The organism is Methylobacterium sp. 77 (assembly GCF_000372825.1).
In the GTDB taxonomy this organism is placed as follows: Bacteria; Pseudomonadota; Alphaproteobacteria; order Rhizobiales; family Beijerinckiaceae; genus Methylobacterium.
On the sequence record NZ_KB910516.1, the window covers coordinates 321047 to 346916 of the forward strand.

The 25870-nt window shown below is 68.3% G+C and carries 23 protein-coding genes; 14 read left to right on the forward strand and 9 right to left on the reverse strand.

The window, feature by feature from the left end; all coding sequences use genetic code 11:
* Positions 1 to 262: 262 nt before the first annotated feature.
* From A3OK_RS0101455 to A3OK_RS0101475, 5 genes are all read right to left on the reverse strand, one after another.
* Positions 263 to 460, reverse strand: a complete 198-nt coding sequence (locus A3OK_RS0101455) for a hypothetical protein (RefSeq protein ID WP_018042694.1) — start codon at positions 458 to 460, stop codon at positions 263 to 265.
* A gap of 120 nt (positions 461 to 580) precedes the next feature.
* Positions 581 to 1486, reverse strand: coding sequence for a polysaccharide deacetylase family protein (locus A3OK_RS0101460; RefSeq protein ID WP_019903155.1), 906 nt, complete (start codon positions 1484 to 1486; stop codon positions 581 to 583).
* 39 nt (positions 1487 to 1525) lie between these two features.
* On the reverse strand, positions 1526 to 4006 hold the full coding sequence (locus A3OK_RS0101465; protein WP_019903156.1) for a branched-chain amino acid ABC transporter ATP-binding protein/permease: 2481 nt from the start codon (positions 4004 to 4006) through the stop codon (positions 1526 to 1528).
* A gap of 4 nt (positions 4007 to 4010) precedes the next feature.
* Positions 4011 to 4880 carry a branched-chain amino acid ABC transporter permease gene (locus A3OK_RS0101470; RefSeq protein ID WP_019903157.1) on the reverse strand — a complete coding sequence of 290 codons (870 nt, stop codon included), beginning with the start codon at positions 4878 to 4880 and terminating at the stop codon, positions 4011 to 4013.
* Between the two features lie 142 nt (positions 4881 to 5022).
* Positions 5023 to 6210: an ABC transporter substrate-binding protein gene (locus tag A3OK_RS0101475; RefSeq protein ID WP_019903158.1), complete on the reverse strand. Its 1188-nt coding sequence runs from the start codon at positions 6208 to 6210 to the stop codon at positions 5023 to 5025.
* A 189-nt stretch (positions 6211 to 6399) separates the two neighbouring features.
* Between A3OK_RS0101475 and A3OK_RS0101480 the strand changes: the two genes are divergently transcribed.
* The gene (locus tag A3OK_RS0101480; protein ID WP_019903159.1) at positions 6400 to 6837 is read left to right on the forward strand and encodes a nuclear transport factor 2 family protein; all 438 of its coding nucleotides are present in this window, start codon (positions 6400 to 6402) and stop codon (positions 6835 to 6837) included.
* Between the two features lie 13 nt (positions 6838 to 6850).
* On the opposite strand, the gene A3OK_RS0101485 is transcribed toward A3OK_RS0101480, so the two are convergent.
* A complete protein-coding gene (locus A3OK_RS0101485; protein WP_019903160.1) occupies positions 6851 to 8482 on the reverse strand; it encodes a DEAD/DEAH box helicase in 1632 nt (543 codons plus the stop codon).
* A 70-nt stretch (positions 8483 to 8552) separates the two neighbouring features.
* Complete coding sequence (locus A3OK_RS0101490; protein ID WP_155911918.1) at positions 8553 to 8777, reverse strand: hypothetical protein; 225 nt, start codon at positions 8775 to 8777, stop codon at positions 8553 to 8555.
* Positions 8778 to 8997: 220 nt separating this feature from the next.
* Here A3OK_RS0101490 and A3OK_RS0101495 point away from each other — a divergent pair, with 220 nt between their 5' ends.
* Together A3OK_RS0101495 and A3OK_RS0101500 are read left to right on the forward strand one after the other, a co-directional pair.
* Positions 8998 to 9285 (forward strand): type II toxin-antitoxin system RelE/ParE family toxin, encoded by a 288-nt coding sequence (locus A3OK_RS0101495; protein WP_019903162.1) that lies wholly within the window; start codon positions 8998 to 9000, stop codon positions 9283 to 9285.
* A gap of 32 nt (positions 9286 to 9317) precedes the next feature.
* Positions 9318 to 9638, forward strand: a complete 321-nt coding sequence (locus A3OK_RS0101500) for a HigA family addiction module antitoxin (protein ID WP_026596823.1) — start codon at positions 9318 to 9320, stop codon at positions 9636 to 9638.
* Positions 9639 to 9659: 21 nt separating this feature from the next.
* Here A3OK_RS0101500 and A3OK_RS0101505 read toward each other — a convergent pair whose 3' ends face one another.
* Complete coding sequence (locus tag A3OK_RS0101505) at positions 9660 to 10388, reverse strand: GntR family transcriptional regulator (protein ID WP_019903164.1); 729 nt, start codon at positions 10386 to 10388, stop codon at positions 9660 to 9662.
* Between the two features lie 432 nt (positions 10389 to 10820).
* Here A3OK_RS0101505 and A3OK_RS0101510 point away from each other — a divergent pair, with 432 nt between their 5' ends.
* From A3OK_RS0101510 to A3OK_RS0101525, 3 genes are all read left to right on the forward strand, one after another.
* The gene (locus tag A3OK_RS0101510) at positions 10821 to 12059 is read left to right on the forward strand and encodes an amidase (RefSeq protein WP_019903165.1); all 1239 of its coding nucleotides are present in this window, start codon (positions 10821 to 10823) and stop codon (positions 12057 to 12059) included.
* 236 nt (positions 12060 to 12295) lie between these two features.
* A complete protein-coding gene (locus A3OK_RS0101520; protein WP_245259400.1) occupies positions 12296 to 13447 on the forward strand; it encodes an efflux RND transporter periplasmic adaptor subunit in 1152 nt (383 codons plus the stop codon).
* A 16-nt stretch (positions 13448 to 13463) separates the two neighbouring features.
* Positions 13464 to 16601 carry an efflux RND transporter permease subunit gene (locus A3OK_RS0101525; protein WP_019903168.1) on the forward strand — a complete coding sequence of 1046 codons (3138 nt, stop codon included), beginning with the start codon at positions 13464 to 13466 and terminating at the stop codon, positions 16599 to 16601.
* A gap of 9 nt (positions 16602 to 16610) precedes the next feature.
* Here the strand turns inward: A3OK_RS0101525 and A3OK_RS0101530 are convergent, their stop codons facing one another.
* Positions 16611 to 18062: a hypothetical protein gene (locus A3OK_RS0101530; RefSeq protein ID WP_019903169.1), complete on the reverse strand. Its 1452-nt coding sequence runs from the start codon at positions 18060 to 18062 to the stop codon at positions 16611 to 16613.
* 230 nt (positions 18063 to 18292) lie between these two features.
* On the opposite strand from A3OK_RS0101530, the gene flgB reads away from it, so the two are divergent.
* The 8 genes from flgB to recA all read left to right on the forward strand — a co-directional run bounded on the left by flgB (position 18293) and on the right by recA (position 25787).
* Positions 18293 to 18718, forward strand: a complete 426-nt coding sequence (gene flgB, locus A3OK_RS0101535; protein ID WP_019903170.1) for a flagellar basal body rod protein FlgB — start codon at positions 18293 to 18295, stop codon at positions 18716 to 18718.
* Positions 18719 to 18752: 34 nt separating this feature from the next.
* A complete protein-coding gene (gene flgC / locus A3OK_RS0101540) occupies positions 18753 to 19163 on the forward strand; it encodes a flagellar basal body rod protein FlgC (protein ID WP_019903171.1) in 411 nt (136 codons plus the stop codon).
* A 29-nt stretch (positions 19164 to 19192) separates the two neighbouring features.
* A complete protein-coding gene (gene fliE / locus A3OK_RS0101545) occupies positions 19193 to 19510 on the forward strand; it encodes a flagellar hook-basal body complex protein FliE (RefSeq protein WP_019903172.1) in 318 nt (105 codons plus the stop codon).
* An 80-nt stretch (positions 19511 to 19590) separates the two neighbouring features.
* Entirely contained in the window at positions 19591 to 19857 is a 267-nt protein-coding gene (gene fliQ, locus A3OK_RS0101550; RefSeq protein ID WP_019903173.1) for a flagellar biosynthesis protein FliQ, read from the forward strand.
* Positions 19858 to 19888: 31 nt separating this feature from the next.
* A complete protein-coding gene (fliR, locus tag A3OK_RS0101555; protein ID WP_019903174.1) occupies positions 19889 to 20653 on the forward strand; it encodes a flagellar biosynthetic protein FliR in 765 nt (254 codons plus the stop codon).
* 38 nt (positions 20654 to 20691) lie between these two features.
* Positions 20692 to 21759 (forward strand): flagellar biosynthesis protein FlhB, encoded by a 1068-nt coding sequence (flhB, locus tag A3OK_RS0101560; protein ID WP_019903175.1) that lies wholly within the window; start codon positions 20692 to 20694, stop codon positions 21757 to 21759.
* A 121-nt stretch (positions 21760 to 21880) separates the two neighbouring features.
* Entirely contained in the window at positions 21881 to 24562 is a 2682-nt protein-coding gene (locus tag A3OK_RS0101565; protein ID WP_026596824.1) for a response regulator, read from the forward strand.
* Between the two features lie 133 nt (positions 24563 to 24695).
* The gene (gene recA, locus A3OK_RS0101570) at positions 24696 to 25787 is read left to right on the forward strand and encodes a recombinase RecA (protein ID WP_019903177.1); all 1092 of its coding nucleotides are present in this window, start codon (positions 24696 to 24698) and stop codon (positions 25785 to 25787) included.
* Positions 25788 to 25870: the final 83 nt, after the last annotated feature.

The following is a 25870-nucleotide window of genomic DNA, read 5'->3' on the forward strand; positions in this document are numbered from 1 at the left end:
CTGGGATATAATATGCCAACGATTTTGAAAAGCCTCGGCCCTTTCGGGCGCTGCCGCCAATTCGGTCAGAAAATCGGGATCGCGCGCATCCGGGGCGAACAGGATCAAGGGGCGTGCAGGGCCGTGAACCAACGCGTCATGCCCTCGTCGGACATCTCCAACGCGGGCATGGAATACGACGATCAGCGAGATCGGATGCGGAGGTCGGACGTCACATCACGACCGCTCGCTCGGCATACCGAGTTCGAGGGCCGGAAGAGCCTCAGCGCTCGCCGAAGCCGGAGAGCAGCTTCTCGATCTGAGCGAGGCCGTTCTCCCGCGCCTTGGCCTCGCTGGTCAGGCTGCGATCGGATCGCTGGACCAGCTTGCCGCCCTTGCGGATAGCCCATTGATAGGTCGCACCCTCGGTCCGCGGGCTGAGGATTTCCAGGGTGTAGGGGTAGGTCGATGTTTCAGTCATGTCCCCTATATGGCGCAAGCTCCGCGCGCCTTCCACCCTTTACAGCGCCGGCAGAGGGCGAGAAGGCTCGCAAAAAAGCGATTTTGACGGGGCCGGGGCCGATTTCGAGGGCTCGACCCTTCACGAATCGGAACCGACGGTCCGCTGCTCCTGTGCCAGCGCATGGTCCGCGATCCCGCCGGCCGTCGTCAGCCAGATGTCGTCGCGTCGCGACGCGATATGGGCGAGCGCCGCCCGAAGCGGCCGGAGCCGATGCGGTTGGCCGACGATGTAGGGATGCAGGGCGATCCCCATGACGAGGGGCGCCTCGCGCGATTGCGCCAGCATCTCGTCGAAGGCATCGACAATCGTCTCGGCGAATTGGCGGCCTGAATCCTTCCTGGCGACGATGGCGGGGATGTCGTTGAGTTCCTGTGGATAGGGCACCGAGAGGATGCGCCCGCCATCGCGCGTGGAGAACCAGATCGGCTGGTCGTCGTGAGCCCAGTCGAGGAGATAGCGGTATCCCGCTTCCGCCAGGAGATCGGGCGTCGCGCGCGATTGCGAGATCCAGGGGCCGAGCCAACCGGCAGGGGGCTTGCCTTCCTCACGCGTCAGGATGGTGGTGACCTCGGCGATGAGCGCTCGCTCGGCCTCCTCATCGAGGTTGCCCTGGCGCTCGGCATTGGTGCGGCCGTGCCCGACGATCTCGTCGCCCCGTGCCCGGAAGGCTTCGATCAAGCCGGGACAATCCTCGTAGATCCGGCTGTTCACGAGGACGCTGGCCGGGAGGCGGAGCTCGTCGAACAGCGCCTTCATCCTCCAGGCGCCGACGCGGTTGCCCCAATCGCGCCAGGCGTAGTTCAGCACATCCGGCTGAGGGCCACCGGGCGCAAGCTCGGCGCCGAGACCGGAGCCGAAATCGAAGGTTTCGAGATTGAGCGCGATATAGACGGCGAGGCGCTTTCCCCCCGGCCAGTCGTAGGCCGGTCGGTCGGGTAGGGCGCTGTAGGCGTAGCGGCCATGATGTCTCGCAGCATTCGTCAACGCGTTACGCCTCTTTGTCGATGGGGTTCGCCATGATGCTCAAGCCGCGCCGAGATAGGCAGCGGCGAGGGCTTCATCGGCGGAAAGCTCCGCCGCCGTTCCGGACGCGACGACGCGGCCCTGTTCCAAGACGTAGCCGCGATCCGCCACGGTCAAGGCCAGTGCGGCCATCTGGTCGACGATGAGGATGGTGACGCCCTGGTCGCGCAACTCAGCCACCACGGCGTAGAGGGCGTTGATCATGGCCGGCGCGAGCCCGAGCGAGGGTTCGTCGAGGAGGAGGATGCGGGGATGCGCCATCATTCCCCGAGCAATGGCGAGCATCTGCTGCTCGCCGCCCGAGAGCAGGCCGGCCCGGCTATCGGCCCGGTCGCGCAGGCGGGGAAAGCGGTCGAGTAGGGCCTCCACCTCGTTCGGATCGATGGGCGTTCCGCGTCCGTGAGCGCCGAGACGCAAATTCTCCACCACCGACAATTCCGGGAAGACCTGGCGGCCCTCGGGCACCAGGGCGAGGCCGAGCCGGGCGATGGCGTGGGCCGGAAGGCCGGCGATGGCGCGGTCTTCCAGGATCACCGCCCCTTCCACCGGGCGCAAGAGGCCGCTGAGCGAGCGCATGGCGGTGGACTTTCCGGCCCCGTTGGCGCCGAGAAGCGCCACGGTCTCGCCGGGGCGGACGTCGAGGGACAATCGGTCGAGGACCGGGGCGGCGCCGTAGCCCGCGGTGAGATCGAGGGCCGAGAGCACGGCGTCCGCAGGCCCCGTCCAGGGGGATTGGCGCGGTCTGGCAGGCGTGTCGGCACCGCCGAGATAGGCCCGCAGAACGCCGGGATCGGCCCGCACCGTGGCGGCGTCTCCCCGCGCGATGGGACGGCCGGCATCCATGACGAGGATGTGGTCCGAGATGCCCATGACCAGGGGCATGTCGTGCTCGACGAGGACCACCACGACACCGCAGCGGGCGATGCGGCGCAGGAGTTCTCCCAGCCGGTCGGTGTCGGCGCGGGTGAGGCCCGCCGCGGGCTCGTCGAGGAGGAGGACGCGCGGCCGGCCCGCCAGGGCCCGCGCGATCTCGACGAGTCGGCGGTCCACGTGAGGCAGTTCGGCGGCCGGGCGGTGAAGCGCGCCGGCATAGCCGACGAAGGCGAGGAGAGCGGCGGCCTCGGCGGAATCGCCTCGCATTCCGACCCGGAACAACCGGCCGGGGGCGATGGCGAGCGCCACGTTGTCGAGGACCGAGAGCGAGCCGAACAGCCGCGTGGTCTGGTAGGTCCGCGCGATCCCCGCACGCGCGATGCGGTGAGCGGGAAGGCCGGCGAGGTTTCGGCCCGCGCCATCTTGCCCGGCGAGGCGGATCGCACCGGCACTCGGGCGGTAGAAGCCCGAGACCATGTTGAGCACGGTGGTCTTGCCGGCACCGTTCGGGCCGATGATGCTGGTGACGGCACCGGGGGCGGCCGACAGCGAGACATCCTGCGCGGCCTTGATGCCGCCGAAGGTGATGCCGATCCCCTCCACCGACAGCGCCTCGGATCGCTGCTGCGCGAGGTAGGATGCGACGTCGCCGGCGGATTTGGGGGCGGTCTCGGAGGCGCGGCGCGGCAGGAGCCGGGCGAGGCTGCCGACGATGCCGGCCGGCACCAGCCACAGCACGACCAGCGTCGCGAGGCCGAAGAACAGCAGGCGGTATTCCGCGAGCCCCGACAGGGTCTCCGGCAGGAGGACGGTGACGAGGGCACCGAAGAGCGGCCCGAGCACGGTGCCGGCACCGCCCACCACCACCGAGAGCACGAACAGGATCGACTGGGTGAAGGGGAACGAACTCGGCGCGATGAACAGCATCAGCGGCGGCAGCACCGCTCCGGCGAGGCCGGTGAGCGCCGCCGAGATCATGAAGGCCAGGGTCTTCACCCGCACCGGGTCGAAACCGAGCGAGGATGCGGCGACATCGGCATCGCGCACCGCCCGCATGGCGAGGCCGAGACGGCTCCGCGCGAGGCGGTGGAAGCCGTAGAGGGCGAGGCCGGCGCCGAGCACCGACAGGATGGCGAGCTCGCGCTCCAGGAACGGATGTCCGAACAGCGTCGGGCCGGTGGCGATGACGAGGCCGTTCTGGCCGCCGGTGAGTGCACCGCCCTCGATCAGCCCATGTTCGACGATGAAGCCGAAGGCGATCGTCACCATGGCGAGGTAGGGGCCCTTCACCCGCATGGCAGGGATGGAGAGGAGTCCGCCGAGCACGGCCGAGAGCAGGCCGGCGGCAGGGAGCGCGAGCCAGAAGCTGATCCCCGACAGGGTGAGGATGGCGCTCGCATAGGCGCCGATCGCGTAGAAGCCGGCATGGCCGAAGGAGATCAGGCCGGTGAGGCCGAGGAGGACGTTCAGTCCCGTCCCGGCGAGGGTGGTCAGCGCCACGAGGGCGATGATGAAGTAGCTGTAGCCGTCGGTGACGGCGACGAGCCCGATCCCCGCCGCGGTGAGGGCGAGGATGACGAGCGGCAGGGCGGCGGTTCCGGCGCGCATCGGCTCAGACCTTGTTCACGGCGGCCCGGCCGAGGAGGCCGTCGGGGCGCAGGGCCAGCGCGAGGATGATCACCGAGAACACGACGATCTGGGTGTAGCCGGAGCCGAGATAGCCGGTCACCAGTGCCTCGACGACGCCGTAGAGCAGGCCGGCCAGCACCACTCCGGTGGCGGACCCGATGCCGCCGAGAATGGCGACGGCGAAGGCCTTGATGCCGAACAGGGTGCCCATCTCGGCCGAGACCGAGAAGAGCGGCGCGATGAGGAGGCCGGCCGCCCCCGCGAGCAGGGCCGAGAGCGCGAAGGCGCAGGCCACGGTGCGGCGCACGTCGATCCCCATCAGCCGCGCGGCATCGGCGTTCTGCGCCACCGCCAGCAAGACGCGGCCGAGATCGGTCCGGCGGAACACCGTGCGGATGGCGAAGGCGACGGCGAGGCCGACCACGGGAATCACGATCTGCAGCGGGTAAATCCCGGTTCCGAACAGGTCGACCGGGTTGCGCGCGAGCGGGGAGGGCAGGCTGCGCGGCTCCTTGCCGAAGGTGAACAGGATGACGTTGTCGAGCACCACGCCGCCCGCCACGGTGGCGAGCAGCCAGGCATCCGAGTTCCGCTCGACGAAGGGCCGCACCAGGATGCGCTCGACCACGATGCCGAGGAAGGCGCAGCCGGCCAGGGCCGCCACGACCGCCAGGGGCATCGGCCAGCCCAGCGTGACACCGAGCATGTAGCCGAGCACCGCACCGAGGGTGACGGCGCTGCCTTGCGCGAAGTTCACCGTGCCGGAGACGGCATAGGTCACGTGGAAGCCGAGGGCGATGAGCCCGTACATGCTCCCGAGACCGAGGCCGCTCACGAGGGAGCCGGTCAGCATGGAATGCTCTCTTGTTGACGGAATCTCGTGGGCGACGAGGCCCCAATCTTTCCTTCGCGGCCTCATCCTGAGGCGCCGCGCAGCGGCCGCGACGGGTGAAATCGCGGGAGGGGAGAATGGGGTTACGGAGCGGGCGAGGGGATCAGTTCGTCACCGCGACGATCTCGCCGTCCTTGAACCGCGTGAAAACGTAATCCTGCGGCCCGAGCGCGTCGTGCCGGTCCGGGGCGAAGGGCTTGTCGTAGGTCTTGATCAGGCCGGGATAGGTCGAGATCTTGTAGAAGCCGTCGCGCACGTCGGGTCCCTTGGTGGAATTGGCCTCCTTGATCGCCAGGGCCAGGAGATGCGTCAGGTCATAGGCATTGGCGATGCCGACCGCCGGGGTCACGTCGGCCATGGATTTGATCGCCGGATACTTCGCCTTCAGCGCATCGAGCACGGCCACGGCCTTGGGCGAGCCGTTGCCGGCGAAGGTGAAGGTCTGGATGAAATGGACCTTGGCCGCGCTCGGCCCGGCAAGCTCGTCGAAACGGCCGCCGGCCGGACCCCAATGCGACACGACGGGGACGCTCCAGCCCATCCGGTCGAGGGACTTCACCACCTGGGCCGAGGGACCGACATTGCCGACCATGAACAGGGTATCGGCGCCGGCCTCCTTCAGCCGGGTCAGCTGAGGCACCATGTCGACGTCGGACGCCTCGTATTTCTCGATCCCGGCGGCGGGCAGGCCGGCGGTCTTCAGGGCCGCCGTGAGACCCTGCTGGTTCGACTCGCCCCAGGCATTGTTGACCAGGATCATGCCGGGCTTCTTCGCCTGGTAGGTCTTGACCGCGTAGGCGACGAGCGCCTCGTCCACGAGGGCATCCACCGCCGAGACGCGGAAGGCGAAATTGTCGGCGGCGCCGTTGCGGGTGATGCCAGTTCCCGCCGCCCAGGGGCCGAGGAAAGGAACCTTCATCTGATTGGCGATGGGTACGATCGCCATCGAGACCGGCGTGTCGAGGCCGCCGACGAGGGCGACGACGCCCACGCGCTGGATCAATTCGCGGGCGGCGAGCACGCCCTTCGACGGATTGGCCTCGTCGTCGCGGGACACAAGTTCGAGGGGCCGTCCGAGGACGCCGCCGGCCGCGTTGATCTCGTCGATGGCAAGACCGATGCCGCGGGAGATCGCCTCGCCCGACTTGGCCGATTGGCCGGACAGGGCGGTGACGAGCCCGATCTTGATCGTCTCGGCCGCCCGGACCGGCGTGATTATCGCCAGACCGATCAGGGCAGTCGCCCCTATGGCGAGACGTCGGGTCATCGGCGACGGGCTGTGCTTGCGCATGGGGGCGATCTCCGGAGGATTTGCATCTCTGGCCGCAACCGCCGTGCCATATGCCATACGCTTGAAAAACCTGACGGATTTAGCGACTGGATCGCCCGTCTGCCTGCTTTGGCGCCAAAGTGCATACACTTATTGCATGCACTTTGGCCGAGCTTGGAGCACTCTCGGCATCAACCGGAGAGCGGAACCATGAGCGAGACGACCACGACCGAGAAGACCACGATCGAGAAGACCCGGACCGAGACCGACGCAGCCATCGTCACCGCGTATCTCGAAGCCTCGATGGTGCCCGATCCGGAAACGGCGGCGGGCTACATGGCGCCGGGGATCGAGATCGTCTTCACCGGTGCCCGGGTCTTCCGGCATCCGCGCGAGGTGACCGCGTTCAATGCCGGTCGCTACGCTCGCGTGAAGAAGCGCATGGAGCGGCTCGACGTGGTGCCGGGGGAGGGGTTCACGACGGTCTACAGCCTCGGCACGCTCTACGGCGAATGGCCGGATGGAACACCGTTCGAGGGCAATCGCTACGTCGACCGCTTCACCGTCCGGGACGGGCTGATCGTGACGATGGAGGTCTGGAACGACAGCGCCGAACGCCTGCTGACCAAGCACGGCGTCTCCGCCTAGACGGAGTGCGCGGTCAGGCCTCGGCTCCGGCCAGCCGCCGCGTGTCGACGAAGGTACGGCCGTCCGGGAAGCGATAGCTGATGCTCTCGGACAGGCGGCCATTGGCCCGGATCAGGATCGCGGCCGGCCGGCTGAGGTCGTCCACCCGTGCCAGGGCTTCGTCGACCGTCATCGGCACGTCCCGCCCTCCGCCGAGCTGGCGCCACCATTGCACCGCCTTCTCGCGGAGATAGCCGGTCTGTTCCAGGGCGATCCGCACCCGGTGGCTGGCGCCGTCCTCGGTGTGGAGGTCGACCTCCAGACTGTCCGAGGCCGCATGGCGTCCGAGTCGCCATCGGGTGACGCCGCGCCAGACCGGAACATCGCGCGAGAGGATCGGATGCTCGTCCTCGGCCGACGCCTCGTGGCTCGGCCCATCGTCCTCGGTCTCATCGGGCTCGATCCAGCAGCCTTCGCAGGTGCTGGCATTGAGGGCGATGAGCGCGCCGCAGTCGGGGCAGGGCTTGGCCCGAACCTCGTTCTCGCGTCCCTTGATCGCGGCGGCGCTGCGGGCGGTGACGATGTCCACCGGACCGTGCATCCGCACCAGCCCGGCATAGTCGAGGATCAGCGCATCGGCCTTGCCCGGCGCGGTGCGGAGCGCGCGCCCGACCTGCTGGACGTAGAGGCCGGTACTCTGGGTCGGCCGCAACAGGGCGATGAGGTCGACGCGCGGCACGTTGAACCCGGTGGACAGGACGCCGACGGAGGTGAGGCAGCGCAGGCGCCCGGCCGTGAAGTCGCGCACGATCCGGTCGCGCTCGCGCTTGCCGGTCTCGCCCGTCACCATTTCGCAGCTGACACCCTCCGCCCGGACCGCATCGCGCACCGCCTTGGCATGGGCGACGCCGGCGCAGAAGGCGAGCCATGCCCGGCGGTCGCTCCCGAAGGTGGCCATCTCCTCAACCGCGGCGCGGGTGATCCAATCCTGGTTCACCGCCGCCTCCAGCGCACCGGGGATGTAATCGCCGCCGCGCTTGGCGACGCCGGAGACATCGAGCGCCGTGGCGGTCGCCTTGCAGATCAGCGGGGCGAGATAGCCCTGGTAGATCAGGTCGCCGACATTGGCCTCGTAGACGATGCGCTCGAACAGCCGTCCCTCGCCCTCGTCGAGGCGGCCGCTATCGAGACGGTACGGGGTGGCCGTGAGACCGACGACGCGCAGGTCGGGCCGCGCATCGCGCAAGGCGGCGAGGAACCGACCGTAGCGGGTCTCGGCATTGCGCGGGATCAGGTGGGCCTCGTCGACCACGACGACGTCGAAGGCGCCGATGGCCTCGATGCGGTTCCAGACCGACTGGATGCCGCAGAACAGGATCTGCGTCGCGGTATCGCGCCGGTTGAGGCCGGCGGAATAGATCCCGGCCGGCGCTTGCGGCCAATAGGCCACGAGTTCCCGGTAGTTCTGGGCGATGAGCTCGCGGGTATGGGTGACGATGGCGATCCGGGCCTCGGGGCGATCGGCGATCACCTCCCGCACCAGGGCGGCGATGACGAAGGCCTTTCCCGCACCCGTGGGCAGGACGATCAGCCCGTCGCCGGCATCGTTGCGCCACGAGGCGTAGAGGGCATCGAGGCTGGCGCGCTGGTAGGGTCTGAGGTCCATCGCCGGTTCTGTACGGCCGTTCGCGGCGAACCGGAACAGCGGGCGGCGGGATGCGGCACCGCCCGGACGGTCAGGCTTCCTCGCGCGTCACTTCCTCGCGCATCACCCTGGCGATGCGCTCGACCATGCCCTGCGACAGCCGGACGAACTGTCCGGTTCCGTGCCCGCGCCCGTCGAGCAACTCGGCGAAGAGCGGTCTCGCGGGTTCGCAGACGAGGTCGGCGACCGGCCTCGTGTTGCGCCGCTTGGCCCGGAGCCGCTCGGCCAGCGCATCGGGAACGAAGGGATCGCGCAAGGCGTGCATCTCCTGTCAGGGCCGGCTTTCCGAGGACAGGGGCCTAAGCTTTCAGGGTTGCCGAGGTGTTAAGGCCGGATGATCGGCGGCGTGATGCAGCTTTGCGGCGACGCCCCAAAAATCACGTCGCGGCTGAATGACGATGTATCATCGACAGATACGCACTCTTGACAAAGTGTATCGTCTACAGATACATATTCTCGCGACGAATGACGGTGACGTGGTGGCCATCCTGAGCTTTGCCGACGAAGCGACGGAAGCCGTCTTCCACGGTCGTCAGCCGAAGGGCATTCCGTCGTCGATCCTGAGCGCCGCCCGCCGCAAGCTTCGTTACCTTGATGCAGCGAGCTCGCTGAACGATCTGAAACAGCCGCCGGGAAACAAACTGCACCCGCTGCTTCATGACCGGGTTGGTACGCACGCCATCTGGATCAACGGCGCCTATCGCGTGTGTTTTCGGTGGACCGAGGCAGGGCCGACCGAGGTTGAGATCATCGATTATCATTGAGACGACCGCCGGCCATGAGGGATCCCAGCGCCATGCCGCTCGACGACCACACCGAGGCGGTTCTTCCGCCCATGCATCCCGGGGAGGTTCTGCGCGAGGAGTTCATGGTCCCCCTCGGCCTCAGCGCCGGTAAGATCGCCAGGGCCTGTGGGGTGCCGCGAACCCGGATCGAGCGCATTGCCGCCGAGGAAATCGGCATCTCCACCGACACGGCGCTGCGTCTGGGGCGCTTCTTCAAGACCAGTCCCGACCTTTGGATCAACCTGCAGAAGCAGTTCGAGATCGAATCGCTTTTCCGGGAGATCGGCGCGGATATCGAGAGGATTACGCCGTTCGAGCAGGAGGCAGCCTGACGGGGGGAGCGACCCCTTGCCTTACCCGGTCCGCCGCCGCGTTCCGCTCCTCTCGGTGACGTAGGGAGCCAGGACCCGGCTCAGGTCCCGGTCGCGCGGCGGTTCGGCGACGATGCGGGCGCGCACGGCGACGGCGTCGAGGTGATGATCCATCAGGTGCGTCGCCCGGTCGACATCGCCGGCCACCAGGGCCGCCACGATCTCGCGATGCTCGTTGACCGCGCAATCCGAGGAATGCGGGCGGCTGTAGAGGGACAGCGTCAGGGCGCAGCGATAGCCGAGTTCGGCCACGTAGCGGACGAGGACCGGGCTTCCGGTCATCCGCGCCAGCAGCAGGTGGAACTCGGTGGCGAGGCGGATGGAGGGCGCATCCGGTCCGCCGCGAACCGCATCCTCCTCGTCGATATGGGCGAGCAGGGCGGCTTCCTGTTTCGGCGTCAGGCGGCCGGCCAGGCGCTGGACCACTAGCCGTTCGAGCGAAATCCTGACCTCGAACGTGTCGCGCGCCTCCTCCCAGCTCGGCGTCGCCACGATGGCGATCCGGTTGCGGCGCAGTTCCACCAGCCCCTCTCCGGCAAGCTGCCCCAGCACCTGCCGCGCGATGGTGCGGCTGACGCCGAAGCGCTCGCCCAAAGCATCCTCCGGCAGGCGGTCGCCGGGCGCCAAGGCGCGCTCGACGATGGCACGGCGCAGGGACTGGCTCATCATCCCCACGCGATCCTTGGCCGCCTGCGTCTCAACCTCCACCATCGTCCACCCACATCCCTCGCCCGGAAAGCATTCGACCACGGGTGCATCCCGAGCACGCAACCGCGATTCATCTCCCTACGGCATCGTTTTCTTCCGAAAACCGGTTCCCGCTTTTCGGGATGATGCTCTAGCCGAAGCGGGATGCATGAGAGAGACCAAAGCGGAGCCGCAAGGCCCCGGGCAGTGACAAGTCGGACCGAGTCTTCCGCAGCCCGGTCCGTCTTGCGCGGGCGCGAGTCCCTCCGAAGGCTCTCTGATGGCCCCTCCGCTGGACCTCTCCCGAGGTTCCTGCCATCACCCCGACCATCGGGGGAGGGGCCTCGCGGTAACCTCGCGACGCCGAACCCGTACGGGCCTCCCACTCCTTCCCGCCTCGGGTCGCGTGCCGGCCCATCTCCGACCGACCGTCACCCTGCGAGCCAAACGATGCCGATGCTCTCGCTCCTGTCGCTGCGCGCCCGTATCGAGGCGGGCTCGCTGACCCCGTCGCAGGCGGTCGCGCTGACCAGGGAGGCGATGGCCGAGCACGAGCCGGCGGTTCGCGCCCTCGTGGCGACGGATCCCGATCCCGTCGTGCCGGAGACGGGTCCCCTCGCCGGTATCGCCGTCGGCATCAAGGACATCATCGACACCGCGCATCTGCCGACGCAGATGGGGTCCACGATCCATGCCGGCTGGCAGCCGCGCGCCGATGCGGCGATCGTGGCGCGGCTGAAGCGCCTCGGCGCAGTGCCCCTCGCCAAGACCACCACGACCGCCTTCGCCTTCATCGACCCGACCGAGACCCGCAACCCGCGCGCGCCCGGCCGGACTCCCGGCGGCTCGTCCTCCGGTTCGGCGGCGGCGGTCGCCGCAGGCATGCTGCCGCTGGCCCTCGGCACGCAGACCGGCGGTTCGGTGATCCGCCCGGCGGCCTATTGCGGCGTGGTCGGCGTGAAGCCGTCGTTCCGGCTGCTGCCGACGGTGGGGGTGAAATGCTTCTCCTGGACGCTCGACACGCTCGGCCTGTTCGCGGCCAGCGCGGCCGATGCCGCCCGCGCCCTCGCGCTCATCGCCGGCCGGCCCGAGATCGAGCGGCCGGCCTCGGTGCCGCGGATCGGGCTGCTGCTCCCGGAATACTGCGATCCGGCCGAGCCGGAAGCTTTCGGCGCCCTGGACCGCGCACGGGCGGCGGCGGAAGCTGCTGGCGCGAACATCCGTGCCTTCACGCTGCCCGAGCTGTTCAAGGAGGCGTTCGACCAGCACGCAACGATCCAGGATTTCGAATCCGCTCAGGCTCTCGCCTGGGAATACGCCGCTCACCGCGATGACCTGCCGCCGCTGCTGCGCGCCCATCTCGACGCGGCGCAGGCCATCGACGCCGCCTCCTACGACGCGGCGAGGCGTGTCGCGCATCACGCGAGGCGCAGCCTCAGGGACATCCTGCGGAGCGCCGATATCGACGTCGTCCTCACCCTCTCGGCACCGGGCTTTGCGCCGGACGGCTACGCCTCGACCGGCGATTCCCGATTCAACCGGCTCTGGACGATGATGGGCGTGCCCTGTGTCACCGTGCCCGTGCCGGGAGACGGCCCACCGCTCGGCGTCCAGATCATCGCGGGTTTCGGACATGACGAGCGAGCGCTCTCCGCAGCGGCGTTCCTGGAACAGGCCCTGGCGGCGAGGCGGTGAGGAGGCCCGGCTCCTTTCGACGGAATTCGAGCCTTCAGATGACAGGCAAGTAGGCGTGTCGCATCGACAAAACGTGCAAAAGACGAAACCTTAACGCCCGGATCGTCATGAAAACGCCGGTGTCGCGGTGCAGGAGCGCCCTCGCATCGCCCGATCTACCCGGTACGATCCGCCGAATGGTGAGCCAAGTATCCATGCGCCTGCTTCGGCTCCTCACGGTTCTGCCTCTCCTCACGATGTCCGGTGCGCTCCACGCGGTCGAGGCACCGCCGGCCATCGATGCAACGGCTCCGGCCCCTGCCGTCACCATCGTGCCGGCCGCCGAGCGTGAGATCGTCGAGCAGGCCGTCGTCACCGGAACGCTGGTTCCGCGCGACGAGATCCTGGTCGCGCCGGAGATCGAGGGCTACCGCATCACCGAACTGCTCGTGGAAGAGGGCGCCGAGGTCGAGAAGGGCCAGGTCCTGGCGCGGCTCTCCCTGGAGATGATCGCCACCCAGGAAGCCGCCAACCTCGCCGCCATCGCGAAAAGCCAGGCGGCGATCGTCCAGGCCCGCAGCCAGATCGTCCAGTCGGAGGCCGCCCAGGTCGAGGCCAACCTGTCGCTGGAGCGCGCCCGCTCCCTCATCAAGACCGGGAATGCCACGGCGGCGGTGCTGGAACAGCGGGTCTCGGCGGCTCAGGGCAGCGAGGGCCGGCTCGCTTCCGCGAAGGGCGGGCTGCAGCTCGCCGAGGCCGATCTCGCCGCGGCGCGGGCGCAGAGCACTGAGATCGCGTTGAAGCGCGCGCGCACCGACATCAAGGCGCCGGAGAGCGGCATCGTCAACCGCCGCACCGCCAGGATCGGCGCGGCGGCGACGTCCACCGGCGAACCCCTGTTCCGGCTGATCGCGCGCGGCGAGATCGAGCTCGAAGGCGAAGTGCCGGAGACATGGATGCCGCGGATCAAGCGCGGCGACATCGTGCGGCTCGAGGCGGAGCAGGGACGGATCGTGACCGGCAAGGTCCGACGGATCGACCCCGAGATCGACCGGCTGACACGGCTCGGCAAGATCCGCATCAGCCTCGACCGCGACCCTTCCCTGCGCATCGGCGCCTTCGCCCGCGGCAAGGTCGAGGTCGCGCGGCGCAACTCGGTGGCGGTCCCGCTCTCCGCCGTTCTCTACGGGATCGACGGATCGGCCCTCGTCTACGTGGTGGATGACGGCAAGGTGGAGGCCCGCAAGGTCGAATCGGGCCTCGCGGCGGACGGTTTCATGGAAATTCGCGACGGATTAAGATCCGGTGAGGCCGTCGTCGCGCGGGCCAGCAGCTTCCTGCGCCACGGCGACCGGGTGCGGCCGGTTCAGCCGAAGGCCGAGGCTGCCGCTACCGTGACCCCGCGCTGAGATCGGACGGACCGTCATGCGCCTCAACGTCTCCGCCTGGGCGATCCGCAAGCCGATCACCTCGATCGTCCTCTTCCTCGTCCTGATGATTCTCGGACTCGTCAGCTTCCGCTCGCTGCCGATCACGCAGTTCCCGAATATCGACATCCCGATCGTGGCGATCCAGGTCACCCAGGCCGGCGCGGCTCCTTCCGAGCTGCAGACTCAGGTGACGAAGGTGGTGGAGGATGCCGTCGCCGGGGTGAAGGGCGTCAAGCACGTCATCTCGACGATCTCGGAAGGCGTCTCGGCCACCACCATCGAGTTCCGCCTCGAAGTGAACGTGGACCGCGCGGTCAACGACGTGAAGGACGCCATCGCCAAGGTACGGGTGAACCTGCCCCGCACCATCGACGAGCCGATCATCAGCCGCGTCGAGATCGCCGGCCTGCCGATCATGGTCTACGGCGCATCGGCGCCGGCCATGACGCCCGAAGACCTGTCCTGGCTCATCGACGACGTCATCGCCCGCCAGATCCAGGGGGTGAAGGGCGTCGGCGGCGTCGAGCGGCTCGGCGGCGTCGCCCGCGAAATTCGCGTCACGCTGAAACCCGACCGCCTGCTGGCGCTCGGCATCACGGCGGCCGACGTGAACCGGCAGCTCCGCCTCACCTCGGCCGACATGGCGGGCGGGCGCGGCGAACTCGGCGGCCAGGAGCAGTCGATCCGCACGCTTGCTGGTGCAGCGAGCCTCGACACCCTGGCCCAGACCTCCATCGTCGTACCCGGCAACCGCAAGGTTCGTCTCGACGAATTGGCGACGCTGGTCGACGGCTCGGAGGAGCCGCGCACCTTCGCGCGCTTCAACGGCGAGCCGGTGGTCGCCTTCGCGATCTCACGCTCGACGGGCGCCAGCGATGCCGACGTCGCGGCGTCCGTCGCGCGCAAGATCGCCGACCTCGCCGCAAAGAACCCCGGCGTCCGCTTCGATCTCATCGATACCTCCGTGACCAACACGGTGGGCAATTACCATTCGGCGATGCTGAGCCTGATCGAGGGCGCGGCTCTGGCCGTCTTCGTCGTCTTCATCTTCCTTCGGGACTGGAGGGCGACGCTGATCGCCTCCATCGCGCTGCCCCTCTCGGTGCTGCCGACCTTCTGGGCGATGAGCGCCCTGGGCTTCTCGCTCAACGCGGTCAGCCTGCTCGCCATCACCCTCGTCACCGGCATCCTGGTGGACGACGCCATCGTCGAGATCGAGAACATCGTCCGCCACATGCGCATGGGCAAATCCGCCTATCGCGCGGCCCTGGAGGCGGCCGACGAGATCGGCCTCGCGGTCATCGCCATCACCGCGACGATCATCGCCATCTTCGCGCCGGTCTCGTTCATGAGCGGCATCGCCGGGCAGTATTTCAAGCAGTTCGGCCTCACCATCGCGGCGGCCGTGTTCATGTCGCTGCTCGTCGCGCGGCTCATCACACCGCTGCTGGCCGCCTATTTCCTGCGCGACCATGGCCCGGACCATGAGCGCGAGGGACGGGTGATGCGGACCTATACCCGCGTCGTCGCCTGGTCGGTGCGGCACAAGTTCATCACCCTCGTCCTCGGACTCGCCTGCTTTGCCGCCTCGATCATGTCGACCGGGCTGCTGCCGGCCGGTTTCCTGCCGGCGGAGGATGCGGCGCGGACGATCTTCGTGGTCGAATTGCCGCCGGGTGCCCGGCTCGCCGACACCACCCGCGTCACGGACGGCATCGTCGACAAGATCAGGGCCCTGCCGGAGGTCCGCAGCGTCTTCGTGGATGGCGGCCGCCAATTGCCGTCGAAGAAGGAGGTGCGGCTCGCGAGCTTCACCATCAACCTCACGCCGAAGAACGCCCGTCACCGCACCCAGAAGGAGCTCAACGTCGTCATCGGTGCGATGCTGCGGGACGAGCCCGACATCCGGTTCTGGTCGCTTCGCAACAACGGCCAGCGCGATCTCGCGCTGATCGTGTCCGGGCCCGATCTGCGTCTCGTGTCGGACACCGCCGCGCAATTGCAGCGCGAGGCGGCCGCCGTGCCCCACCTCGTCAACGTGCTCTCGACGGCACCGCTCGACCGCACCGAGATCCGCATCCGCCCGAAGGCCGGAGTCGCGGCCGATCTCGGCGTCTCGACCGACCTGATCGCCGAGACGGTGCGGGTGGGAACGATCGGCGATATCGGCGCCAACCTCGCCAAGTTCAATGCCGTCGACCGGCAGGTACCGATCCGGGTGCAACTGCCCCTCGGCCTTCGCGGAGACCTGTCGCAACTCGAAACCCTGAAGGTGCCGGTGAAGGGGGGAGCCTCGGTCCCGCTCTCGACCGTGGCCGATCTCAGCCTCGGGCGCGGCCCAACGGCGATCGACCGCTACGACCGCTCGATCCGCGTGGCCCTCGAGGCGGATATGGAAGGCTCCGACGCGCTCGGCTCCCTCATCGAGGCGGTGATGGCGCTGCCCACCGCCAAGAACCTGCCGCCGGGCGTCACCATCAGCCAGACCGGCGATGCCGAGATCATGGGCGAGGTGTTCGAAGGGTTCGCGCTGGCCATGGGCGCGGGCCTGATGATGGTCTTCGGCGTGCTGGTGCTGCTGTTCGGCAACTTCCTTCAGCCGCTGACGATCCTGTTCTCGCTGCCCCTCTCCATCGGCGGAGCGATCCTGGGGCTGCTGATCTTCCACATGCCGATCTCGATGCCGGTGGTCATCGGCATCCTGATGCTCATGGGCGTGGTGACCAAGAACGCGATCATGCTGGTGGATTTCGCCATCGAGGAGATGGCGCGGGGCGTCGACCGGGCCACCGCCATCATCGATGCCGGCCGCAAGCGCGCGCGCCCCATCGTGATGACCACCATCGCCATGGCGGCGGGCATGGTTCCGTCAGCCATGGCGCTCGGCATCGGCGGCGAGTTCCGCGCGCCCATGGCCGTCGCCGTGATCGGCGGCCTCATCGTCTCCACCGGCCTGTCGCTGATCTTCGTGCCGGCGATCTTCGTCCTGGTGGACGACCTCTCCCGCCTCGTCGTCCGGCTGTTCAGCCGCTTCATCGGCGAGAAGGACGAGCCCACGGAGGGCGAGTTCGCCCTTCCGGCCAAACTCGCCAACGACGGGAAGCCGTTTCCGTCGCGGGCGGCGGCGGAGTAGCCGCCGGGATCAGTTCTTCTTGTCGAGCGGTCGCCCGAGCAGGCGCGCGAACTCGGCCTCGATCTCCTCGACGGAGAAGGGGTTCTGGCTCGCCGCGGGCGGCTTGCGCTGGGCAGACACGGCCGGTTCCGGCGGAGGCGCGGGCGGGGAGGGCGGAGGGGGCACAGGCTGGGCGGGAGGCGGAGGTGCCGGCAGGAACGGCTCGGGCTCGCTCTGCGCCGGCTCATTCGGCGCCGGCTCATCCTGCACCGGTCCGACGGCCCGAGGCTTCACGGCCGGTGCGGGCTCCGAGGGCACGTCCGGCGCCGCAGCCATGGCAGCGGCCATCGGATCGATCGGCCGCTCGGACTGCGCGGAATCCTCGATCACCGGTTCGGGGCCCGGCTCCGGCTTCACCGCGGCCTTGCGCTCGGTCGGCGGAGCCGGCGCCACGGCCGGATTGGAAGGGGAGACCGCGGCGGACGGGCGGCGCAGGGCCTCTTCGAGCTGACGCGCCATATCGGACAGGATGGCCGCATCAACGGGACGGGAATTCGTCGGCCGGGCCAGCGGCGGCGGCACGGGAACGACCGGCTCGACGGCGGGTGCCGGTTCCGGGGCGGGCTGAGGCCGCGCAGGCTTCTCCGGCGAGACTTGAACCGGCGAGACCTGAACCGGCGAGACCGGGAACATCGGAGCGCGCGGAGCCTCCGGTGCCGGCGCTTCGGGAGCATCGACGCGCGGGCCGACATCGCTGTCCACGCGAAGGGTCGGCTCGGGCGGCCGTTCGGCGGGTTCCGCCTTCAGGTTGGCCAGGGGCGGCGGATTGCGTCGCGCCACCTTCGCCGCGATCATCTCGGCCCGGGACGGACGGACGGCCGGCCTCGCCTCCACCGGATCATTGCGGCGGGTCGCGGCCTCGTCAGCGGTCACGGATGACATGTTCGCGGCGGGTTCCGGCGGCCTGGCTTCAGGCCGTTCCGGGACCGGGACGTCCGAGACCGGGGGCTGGTAGACCGGAGACTGAAAGACGGGTGGCTGGAAGACGGGTGGCTGGAAGACGGGTGGCTGGAAAACGGGCGGGGCGCTCGCCGCCGGCGGATCGGCCGGCCGGGCGGGCTCGATAGCCGGCTCCTCGGGCAGCGGCTCCACCCTGGCTCCGTCGTCGAGGGCATGCCGAGCGCTGGCACCCCGGTTGATGTTGCGCTCCACGATGACGTCGTTGGGACCGCCGACCAGGAGCAGGTGCTCGACATTGTCCCGGCGCAGCAGGATCAGCTGCCGCTGCCGATCGAGCTCGTAGATATCGACGATGCCGAGGCGGGGCTGACGTCCGCGCGGGCCGGATTTCGACAGTGCCATGCCCTTGCCGGAGAAGCGCCGGAACACCAGCACGATAGCGGCCAGCACCACGAAGATGACGACGAAAATGATCAGGAACTGGAGCGGGAAGGAGCCGTCCGAATTGAAGAACGCTGACAAGATCGGGCTCTTTCGGGTTCCGGGCCAACGGCCCTACGCAGCACAGGCTTTCCTGATACCACGGCCGGGCCGGCCCCAGGCAATAACGTTAAGACTTCGTTAACAGGCAACTTCGGGACCGGACACTTGCCGCTCATACCGAGGCTCTTAACCGGGCGTTAACCATGGAGGCGGCAGATTTTGCCCATCGCTCCGGGGTCGTCCGGTGGCGCCAAGGGGCTTCGAGCGCCGTGTCCGTCATCGACCTTCCCATTCTCTCCATGCTTCGCACGCGGATGCAGTGGCATCAGACGCGCCAGAAGCTGCTCTCGGAGAACGTGGCCAACGCCGACATGCCGGGGTTCAGGCCGCGCGACCTCGCGAGCCCCAACTTCGATCGCAAGACCGGCGAACTCGCACAGCCTTCCGGAGCCATGGAGGCCAATTCCGGCCTCGCCGTCACCAGCCCGGCACATATCGCGCTCAATTCCGGGCCCGAGGGTCCGGGCGCCGACCCGCGCCGGTTCAAGGGTTTCGAGATCAGGCCGAGTGGCAACGGGGTCAATCTCGAGGAGGAGATGATGAAGGCCGGTGACAACCAAGCCGACTATCAGCTCGCCGCGACGATGTACCAGAAGAGCCTCGATACCCTGAAGATCGCCATCGGCAAGCGCTGATCGTTTCGACCCTCGAGCTTGCGGAGCACGCGCCGTGGACTTCCTCAAATCCCTGACCATCGCCGCATCGGGGCTCAAGGCCCAGTCGAGCCGGATGCGGATCATCGCCGAGAACATCGCCAACGCGGATTCCGCCCCTGCCGGCGCGGGCGCCGAACCCTACCGGCGCAAGATCCCCACCTTCAGCCAGCACGTGGACCGCGAGACCGGCGCCTCGATGGTCGATGTCGGCCGGGTCCGGCGCGATACCACGCCGTTCCGCACCAAATACGATCCCGGCAATCCGAGCGCGGATGCGCGCGGCGAGGTGCGGATGCCCAACGTCAACGGGCTGATCGAGAACATGGACATGCGCGAGGCCCAGCGCTCCTACGAGGCCAACCTGAACATGGTCACCGCGACCCGCAAGATGATCAACGCCACCCTCGCCATCCTCAAGGCCTGACGCTCCTCTCCTCCCGAAAGCCCGCCGCCATGCCGACCAACGCCTTCGCCGCAGGAGCCTACGCCGCCGTCCAGAACATCGGCGGGATGAAGGGCGGAGCCCCCAGGATCGCCCCGACATCGGGCGCGGATGGCGGTTTCACCTCGCTCCTCTCCTCGGCCATCGACAAGATCGGCGAGACCGGCGTGAAGGCCGACGCCCAGGCTCTCTCGGTGGCGGGCGGCAAGGCGAACGTCGTCGACGTGGTGACCGCCGTCGCCGAGAGCGAGACGGCCCTCCAGACCCTGGTCGCGGTCCGCGACCGCGTGATCTCGGCCTACGAAGAGATCATGCGGATGCAGATCTAGCACGCATGATCCCCGCCCCGTCGCAGGGGGCGGACGCTCACGACCGTCGTTGGCCTCCGAATAGAACGAGTTTCCCAAGCATGACCGGCCTCGCCATCCTCGACGTCTCACGGGACGGGATCTTCGTGTTCCTCAAGGTCGCGGGGCCGCTGATGATCGTCGCCCTGGTGGTCGGCCTCGCGGTATCGCTGCTCCAGGCGCTGACCCAGATCCAGGAACAGACGCTGATCTACGTGCCCAAGATCGTCGCCGTCTTCGCGGCGCTCCTCTTCATGCTGCCCTTCATGGGCGATGCGCTCGCCGGCTACATGACCCGTATCGCCGCCCGCATCGTGTCCGGCGGCTGACGCGCCGGCGCGAGCGCTGCTATGCAGAGTCATGAACCTGCTCCTGCCCGGCATCGCAGCGGCCTACCTGCTCACCTTCGCGCGCATCGGCACGCTGATGATGCTGCTGCCGGGGCTCGGCGAACAGTCGGTCTCGCCGCGCATCCGCCTCGCCTTCGCGCTCCTGGTCTCGCTGATCCTGTTTCCGATGGTCAGGCCGCTCCTGCCGATGCAGGGCGCGGCGATTGCCGGGCCGGGGCTGATCGCGCTGCTCATCGGCGAACTGATGATCGGGCTGGTCCTCGGCCTCACCGTGCGCATGGTGCTCGCGGCGCTCCAGACCACGGGCGTCATCGTGTCCCAGCAGCTCGGCCTGTCCTACGCCATGACCGTGGACCCGACGCAGGGCGGCCAGCAGGCGGCGATCGGCAACTTCCTGATGCTGCTCGGCATCACCCTCATCCTCGCCACCGACCTGCACCATGTGGCGCTGGACGCCATCGCCCGCAGCTACATGCTGCTGCCGCCCGGTGGCGTGCTCGCCATGGGCGAGGCGGCACAGCTCGCCCTCAGGGCCATGGCCCGCGGCTTCGTGCTGGCGGTCCAGATCTCGGCGCCGTTCATCGCCTTCGGCATCCTGTTCAATGTCGGTCTCGGCGTGCTCTCGCGCCTGATGCCGCAGATGCAGGTGTTCTTCGTGGCGGTGCCGGCCTCCGTCCTCATCGGCATGCTGATCCTGTTCGGCAGCCTCGGCATCATGATGAGCGTCTTCCTCGACGATCTCGGGCGCTATCTCGGCGAGTTGACGGGGCGATGAGGTCGGCGATCCTAGCCCGGACAGGGGAGCGCTGAGCCGTGTCCGACGACAGCGACCAGGAAGACAAGACCGAAGAGCCGACTCAGCGGCGCATCGACAAGGCGATCGAGCAGGGCAACGTCGCCAACAGCACCGAGGTCAACACCTTCTTCATCCTGTCGGCCTTCACCCTGGCGCTGCTGCTGGCATCCGGGCCGATCGCCAAGGACCTGCTCATCAGCCTGCGCGGCTTCCTCATGAACGCGCATCAGGTTCCGTCCGACCCGACCGCCTATACCGAGATGGGGGTGCGGACGTTGCTGATCTGCGCCCAGGCGCTCGTCATCCCGGTGGCCCTCGTCCTGATCGCCGGCATCGCCGGCGGCCTCGTCCAGCATCCCCTGGTCTTCACCACCGAGACCCTGATGCCGAAATTCGAGCGCATCTCGCCGATGTCCGGCTTCAAGCGCATCTTCGGCATCGAGGCCCTGGTCCAGTTCCTCAAGGGTCTCGCCAAGCTGATGCTGGTGGGCGTCGTCGCCGGCACCATCCTATGGAACGAGCGCGACCGGCTCGAAGTCTTTGCCCGGCTCGACCCGGCGGCGGCGCTGCCGGCGATCCTCGGCATCGCGCTCAAGCTCATGGGCGGCATGCTCGCCATCTTCGTGGTCATCGCCATGGGCGACGCGCTCTATCAGCGCTTCCGCTGGCGCTCGAAGCTGCGCATGACCAAGGAGGAGATGAAGCAGGAGCACAAGGAGAGCGAGGGCAACCCGGAGGTGAAGGGCCGGATGAAGCAGATCCGCGCCTCGCGGGTGAGGAAGCGCATGATGGCCGCGGTCCCCACCGCCACCGTCATCGTCACCAACCCGACCCACTACGCCGTCGCCCTGCGCTACGAGGCCGGGATGGCGGCGCCGATCTGCGTCGCCAAGGGCGTCGATTCACTCGCGCTGCGCATCCGCGCGGTGGCCAAGGATCACGATGTGCCGATCCTGGAAAACCCGCCGCTGGCGCGTGCCCTCCACGCGACCGTGGAGATCGACGCGGAGATTCCGGCCGAGCATTACCGCGCGGTGGCCGAGGTAATCGGCTTCGTCATGCGGCTGAAGCGCCGGGCGGCGTGAGAACGCCACGGTTTATGCACCTTTTTTGACGAGATTTGTCCGTAACGTCCGACGGATACCCCTTGCTGCGGATGCGGCCTGGGCGCTAACCGGGATCGCTCAAGGGTAGAATGGCGCCGAGATGGCTGAGGTGAGCGGACCAACGAAGCCGGTGTCGAGCGCCATCGACCGGTCCGAAAGGCCTGGGCGGGTCGGATTGCTCCTCGTCCTGGCCGGCCTTCTCGTCGGCGCGGCCGTGGGCCTGTCCTTCGTCGCCAACGAGCAGGCGCAGCCCCTGATCCTCGGGCTCCTCGCCCTGCTGGCCATGGCCGGCGTGTTCTGCCTGTTCGCGCTGGCGATCGGCGCGATCCAGCTTTCCGGCCAGACCGGACGCGACGACATCACCAAAGCCATCGTCGACGCCTCGCCCGAAGGCGCCATCGTCGTCGAGGATGGCGGCCGGCTCATCTACGCCAACGAGGCCTATCTGCGGATCTCGGGCGGCGAGACCTTCTCGAACCTGCGCGCCGTCGAGCGCGTCTTCGTCGGCTCCCCGGACGTGTCCGAGGCGGTCTATCGGCTCGCTCAGGCGTCCCATGACGGGCGCGGTCACGTGGAGGAGATCCGCATGGCGCCCCCGCCCCAGGGCGGAGCCGAGCGCGCCTTCGCCTGGTTCCGCATCTCCGTGCGGGCGGTCGAGCGACCGAGACTCCCGGCGACCCTGTGGACGGTCACCGACATCACCCACGAGCGCGAGCGCCAGGAAAACGTCTTCCAGGAACTCCAGCACGCGATCGACTATCTCGACCATGCGCCGGCCGGCTTCCTCTCCATCGATCCCGCGGGCTCCATCGTCTACATGAACGCGACGCTGGCCTCCTGGCTCGGCTACGACCTCGCCACGGTGGGCTCGGGCGGTCTGCGCCTTCCCGAGATCGCGCCGAGCGCCGATGTGCTCACCGCCACCGAAGGCCTGCCGGGCGAGGTCCGCACCGACCGTTTCGACCTCGACCTCCGGCGCCGCAACGGCCAACCGCTGCCCGCCCGGCTCTATCACCGCGTCGCCTTCGGCCAGGACGGCCGGCCCGGCCCATCGCGCACCTTCGTGCTCAACCGTTCGGCCGGCGCCGAGAGCGACGAGCCGCAGCGGGCGGCCGAGGTGCGGCTCGCCCGCTTCCTCAACAACAGCCCCATCGCCATCGCGACCCTCGACCGCACCGGGCGCATCGCCCGTGCCAATGCCTCCTTCGCACGGCTGTTCGGTGGCACGCCGCGCCAGGCGGTGCCGGACGGCCGGGGCGAACTCGGCACCGAGCCGACCATGTGGGAGGCCCTGGTCGACCGCGATCGCGCCGCACTCGAAGCCGCCCTGGTGAAGGCCGCCGACGGCACGGTGGAGGTTCAGCCGATCGAGGTCGCGCTGGCCGGGACCGGCAACCGCTCGGCCCGCGTCTGGCTCAGCCCGGCCGGCGGCGATACCTCCGCGGCGACGGATGCGACCGATCCCGCCTCGCAGGCCGACCGCGAGCGGGTCATTCTCTACGCCCTCGACACAACGGCCCAGCGCCAGCTCGAACAGCAGATCGCCCAGACCCAGAAGATGGATACGGTCGGCCAGCTCGCCGGCGGCATCGCGCACGACTTCAACAACGTCCTCCAGGCCATCATCGGCTATTCCGACCTGCTGCTCGCGAGCCACAGGCCGACCGACCCGGCGTTCCAGGACATCATGCAGATCAAGCAGAACGCCAACCGGGCCGCGAGCCTGGTGCGTCAGCTGCTGGCCTTCTCGCGGCGCCAGACCCTGCGCCCCGAGGTGATGAATGTCGGCGAGGCGCTGTCCGACCTGACCCTGCTGCTGAAGCGCCTGCTGGGCGAGCGGGTCGACCTCGACCTCAAGCATGGCCGCGACATCTGGCCGACCAAAGCCGACGTGAACCAGTTCGAGCAGGTGATCGTGAACCTCGCGGTCAATGCCCGCGACGCGATGCCGAATGGCGGCCGCCTGCTGATCCGCACCGCCAACATCCTGCAGGGCCTGGAGAACGGCGAGCCGCAATCCGGCGCACCGGCCGGCGATCACGTCCTGATCGAGGTGCTCGATACCGGCGAGGGCATCCCGCCCGACGTGATGGAGAAGATCTTCGAGCCGTTCTTCACCACCAAGGACATCGGCAAGGGCACCGGCCTCGGCCTGTCCACGGTCTTCGGCATCATCAAGCAGAGCGGCGGCACCATCGACGTGCAGTCGGTCGTCGGCAAGGGCACGGCCTTCCGCATCTACCTGCCGCGCCACGAGCCGGCCGCCGAGCCCGCCGCCGACACCGCCCTGCTGCCCGCCTCCGGGCAGAACAGCGCCGAGATCGCCGCCAACCGCCTCAAGGCGACACCGGAACTGGAACGCCCGGCAGGCTCCGACAGAACCGCGCCGCGCAAGCCCTCGCCCGACCATACCGGCCAGGGCGTGATCCTGCTGGTGGAGGACGAGGACCCGGTTCGCGCGGTCAACAGCCGGGCCCTGTCGGCGCGCGGATACACGGTTCTGGAGGCGGCCTCAGGCCTCGACGCATTGGCGCTCATCAGCGATGCCGACCAGCCCATCGATCTGGTGGTGTCGGATGTGGTGATGCCGGAAATGGACGGCCCGACGCTGCTGCGCGAGCTGCGCAAGCACCGCCCCGACCTGAAGGTGATCTTCGTCTCCGGCTATGCCGAGGACGCGTTCCGCAAGAACCTGCCCGAGGGCGAGGATTTCAACTTCCTGCCCAAGCCCTTCAGCCTCAAGCAGCTCGTCGAGACGGTGAAGGAGACGATCGCCCGATAAGGGCGGCGTCACCTCTCCGGATGCGGGAAAATCGCGGCTCCAGACCTTGCGTAATGAGAACAAAACAAGTACATCATTCGCATCCGAGGCGCATTGAGCCTTGAGCTCTCCCCATGCATAAGGATGCCGACGAATGGCCCAGCCCGCGCTGAAAGTTGTGGATTCCCCGATGGTGGACAAGGACAAGGCGAAGGCGATCGATGCCGCGCTGTCCCAGATCGAGCGTGCTTTCGGCAAGGGCTCGATCATGCGGCTCGGCAAGAACGACAAGGTGGCGGAGGTGGAGACCATCTCCACCGGTTCGCTCGGGCTCGACATCGCCCTCGGCGTCGGCGGCCTGCCGCGCGGCCGCGTGATCGAGATCTACGGCCCTGAATCCTCGGGCAAGACCACCCTCGCCCTCCACACCATCGCCGAGGCCCAGAAGAAGGGCGGCGTCTGCGCCTTCGTCGACGCGGAGCATGCCCTCGACCCGGTCTATGCGCGCAAGCTCGGCGTGCAGCTCGACGACCTCCTGATCTCGCAGCCCGATACCGGCGAGCAGGCCTTGGAGATCACCGACACGCTGGTTCGCTCGGGCGCCATCGACGTGCTCGTGGTCGATTCGGTGGCGGCGCTGACGCCCCGCGCCGAAATCGAGGGTGAGATGGGCGACAGCCAGCCCGGACTTCAGGCCCGCCTGATGAGCCAAGCCCTGCGCAAGCTCACCGGCTCGATCTCGCGTTCCAAATGCATGGTCATCTTCATCAACCAGATCCGGATGAAGATCGGCGTCATGTACGGCTCGCCCGAGACGACGACGGGCGGCAACGCGCTGAAGTTCTACGCCTCGGTCCGTCTCGACATCCGCCGCATCTCGACCCTCAAGGATCGCGATGAGGCCATCGGCAACCAGGTCCGCGTCAAGGTGGTGAAGAACAAGGTCGCCCCGCCGTTCAAGCAGGTCGAGTTCGACATCATGTTCGGCGAGGGCGTCTCGAAGGTCGGCGAATTGATCGATCTCGGGGTGAAGGCCGGGATCGTCGAGAAATCCGGCGCCTGGTTCTCCTATGCGAGCCAGCGCCTCGGCCAGGGCCGCGAGAATTCGAAGGGTTTCCTGCGCGACAACCCCGAGATCGCCAACAAGATCGAAGCCGCGATCCGGCAGAATTCCGGGCTGCTCGCGGATAAGATCCTGGAGACCGCCAAGCCCACGGCCGACGATCTGGATGAAGGCGAGGCTTAATCGCGTCGGACCGATCGTCCGACCGGGATCGAATCGAAGAGGCCGCCGCGGATCGTCGCGGCGGCCTCTTTCGCGTTCACACC

What these genes read in the sequence shown, in the direction of transcription:
- fliE (WP_019903172.1), top strand. Translation starts at nt 19,193, where the DNA reads ATGCCGACCAACGCCTTCGCCGCAGGAGCCTACGCCGCCGTCCAGAAC.
- A3OK_RS0101480 (WP_019903159.1), top strand. Translation starts at nt 6,400, where the DNA reads ATGAGCGAGACGACCACGACCGAGAAGACCACGATCGAGAAGACCCGG.
- fliQ (WP_019903173.1), top strand. Translation starts at nt 19,591, where the DNA reads ATGACCGGCCTCGCCATCCTCGACGTCTCACGGGACGGGATCTTCGTG.
- A3OK_RS0101465 (WP_019903156.1), bottom strand. Translation starts at nt 4,006, where the DNA reads ATGCGCGCCGGAACCGCCGCCCTGCCGCTCGTCATCCTCGCCCTCACC.
- A3OK_RS0101565 (WP_026596824.1), top strand. Translation starts at nt 21,881, where the DNA reads ATGGCTGAGGTGAGCGGACCAACGAAGCCGGTGTCGAGCGCCATCGAC.
- A3OK_RS0101485 (WP_019903160.1), bottom strand. Translation starts at nt 8,482, where the DNA reads ATGGACCTCAGACCCTACCAGCGCGCCAGCCTCGATGCCCTCTACGCC.
- A3OK_RS0101475 (WP_019903158.1), bottom strand. Translation starts at nt 6,210, where the DNA reads ATGCGCAAGCACAGCCCGTCGCCGATGACCCGACGTCTCGCCATAGGG.
- A3OK_RS0101525 (WP_019903168.1), top strand. Translation starts at nt 13,464, where the DNA reads ATGCGCCTCAACGTCTCCGCCTGGGCGATCCGCAAGCCGATCACCTCG.
- recA (WP_019903177.1), top strand. Translation starts at nt 24,696, where the DNA reads ATGGCCCAGCCCGCGCTGAAAGTTGTGGATTCCCCGATGGTGGACAAG.
- A3OK_RS0101510 (WP_019903165.1), top strand. Translation starts at nt 10,821, where the DNA reads ATGCTCTCGCTCCTGTCGCTGCGCGCCCGTATCGAGGCGGGCTCGCTG.
- A3OK_RS0101505 (WP_019903164.1), bottom strand. Translation starts at nt 10,388, where the DNA reads ATGGTGGAGGTTGAGACGCAGGCGGCCAAGGATCGCGTGGGGATGATG.
- A3OK_RS0101520 (WP_245259400.1), top strand. Translation starts at nt 12,296, where the DNA reads ATGTCCGGTGCGCTCCACGCGGTCGAGGCACCGCCGGCCATCGATGCA.
- A3OK_RS0101470 (WP_019903157.1), bottom strand. Translation starts at nt 4,880, where the DNA reads ATGCTGACCGGCTCCCTCGTGAGCGGCCTCGGTCTCGGGAGCATGTAC.
- A3OK_RS0101500 (WP_026596823.1), top strand. Translation starts at nt 9,318, where the DNA reads ATGCCGCTCGACGACCACACCGAGGCGGTTCTTCCGCCCATGCATCCC.
- fliR (WP_019903174.1), top strand. Translation starts at nt 19,889, where the DNA reads ATGAACCTGCTCCTGCCCGGCATCGCAGCGGCCTACCTGCTCACCTTC.
- A3OK_RS0101455 (WP_018042694.1), bottom strand. Translation starts at nt 460, where the DNA reads ATGACTGAAACATCGACCTACCCCTACACCCTGGAAATCCTCAGCCCG.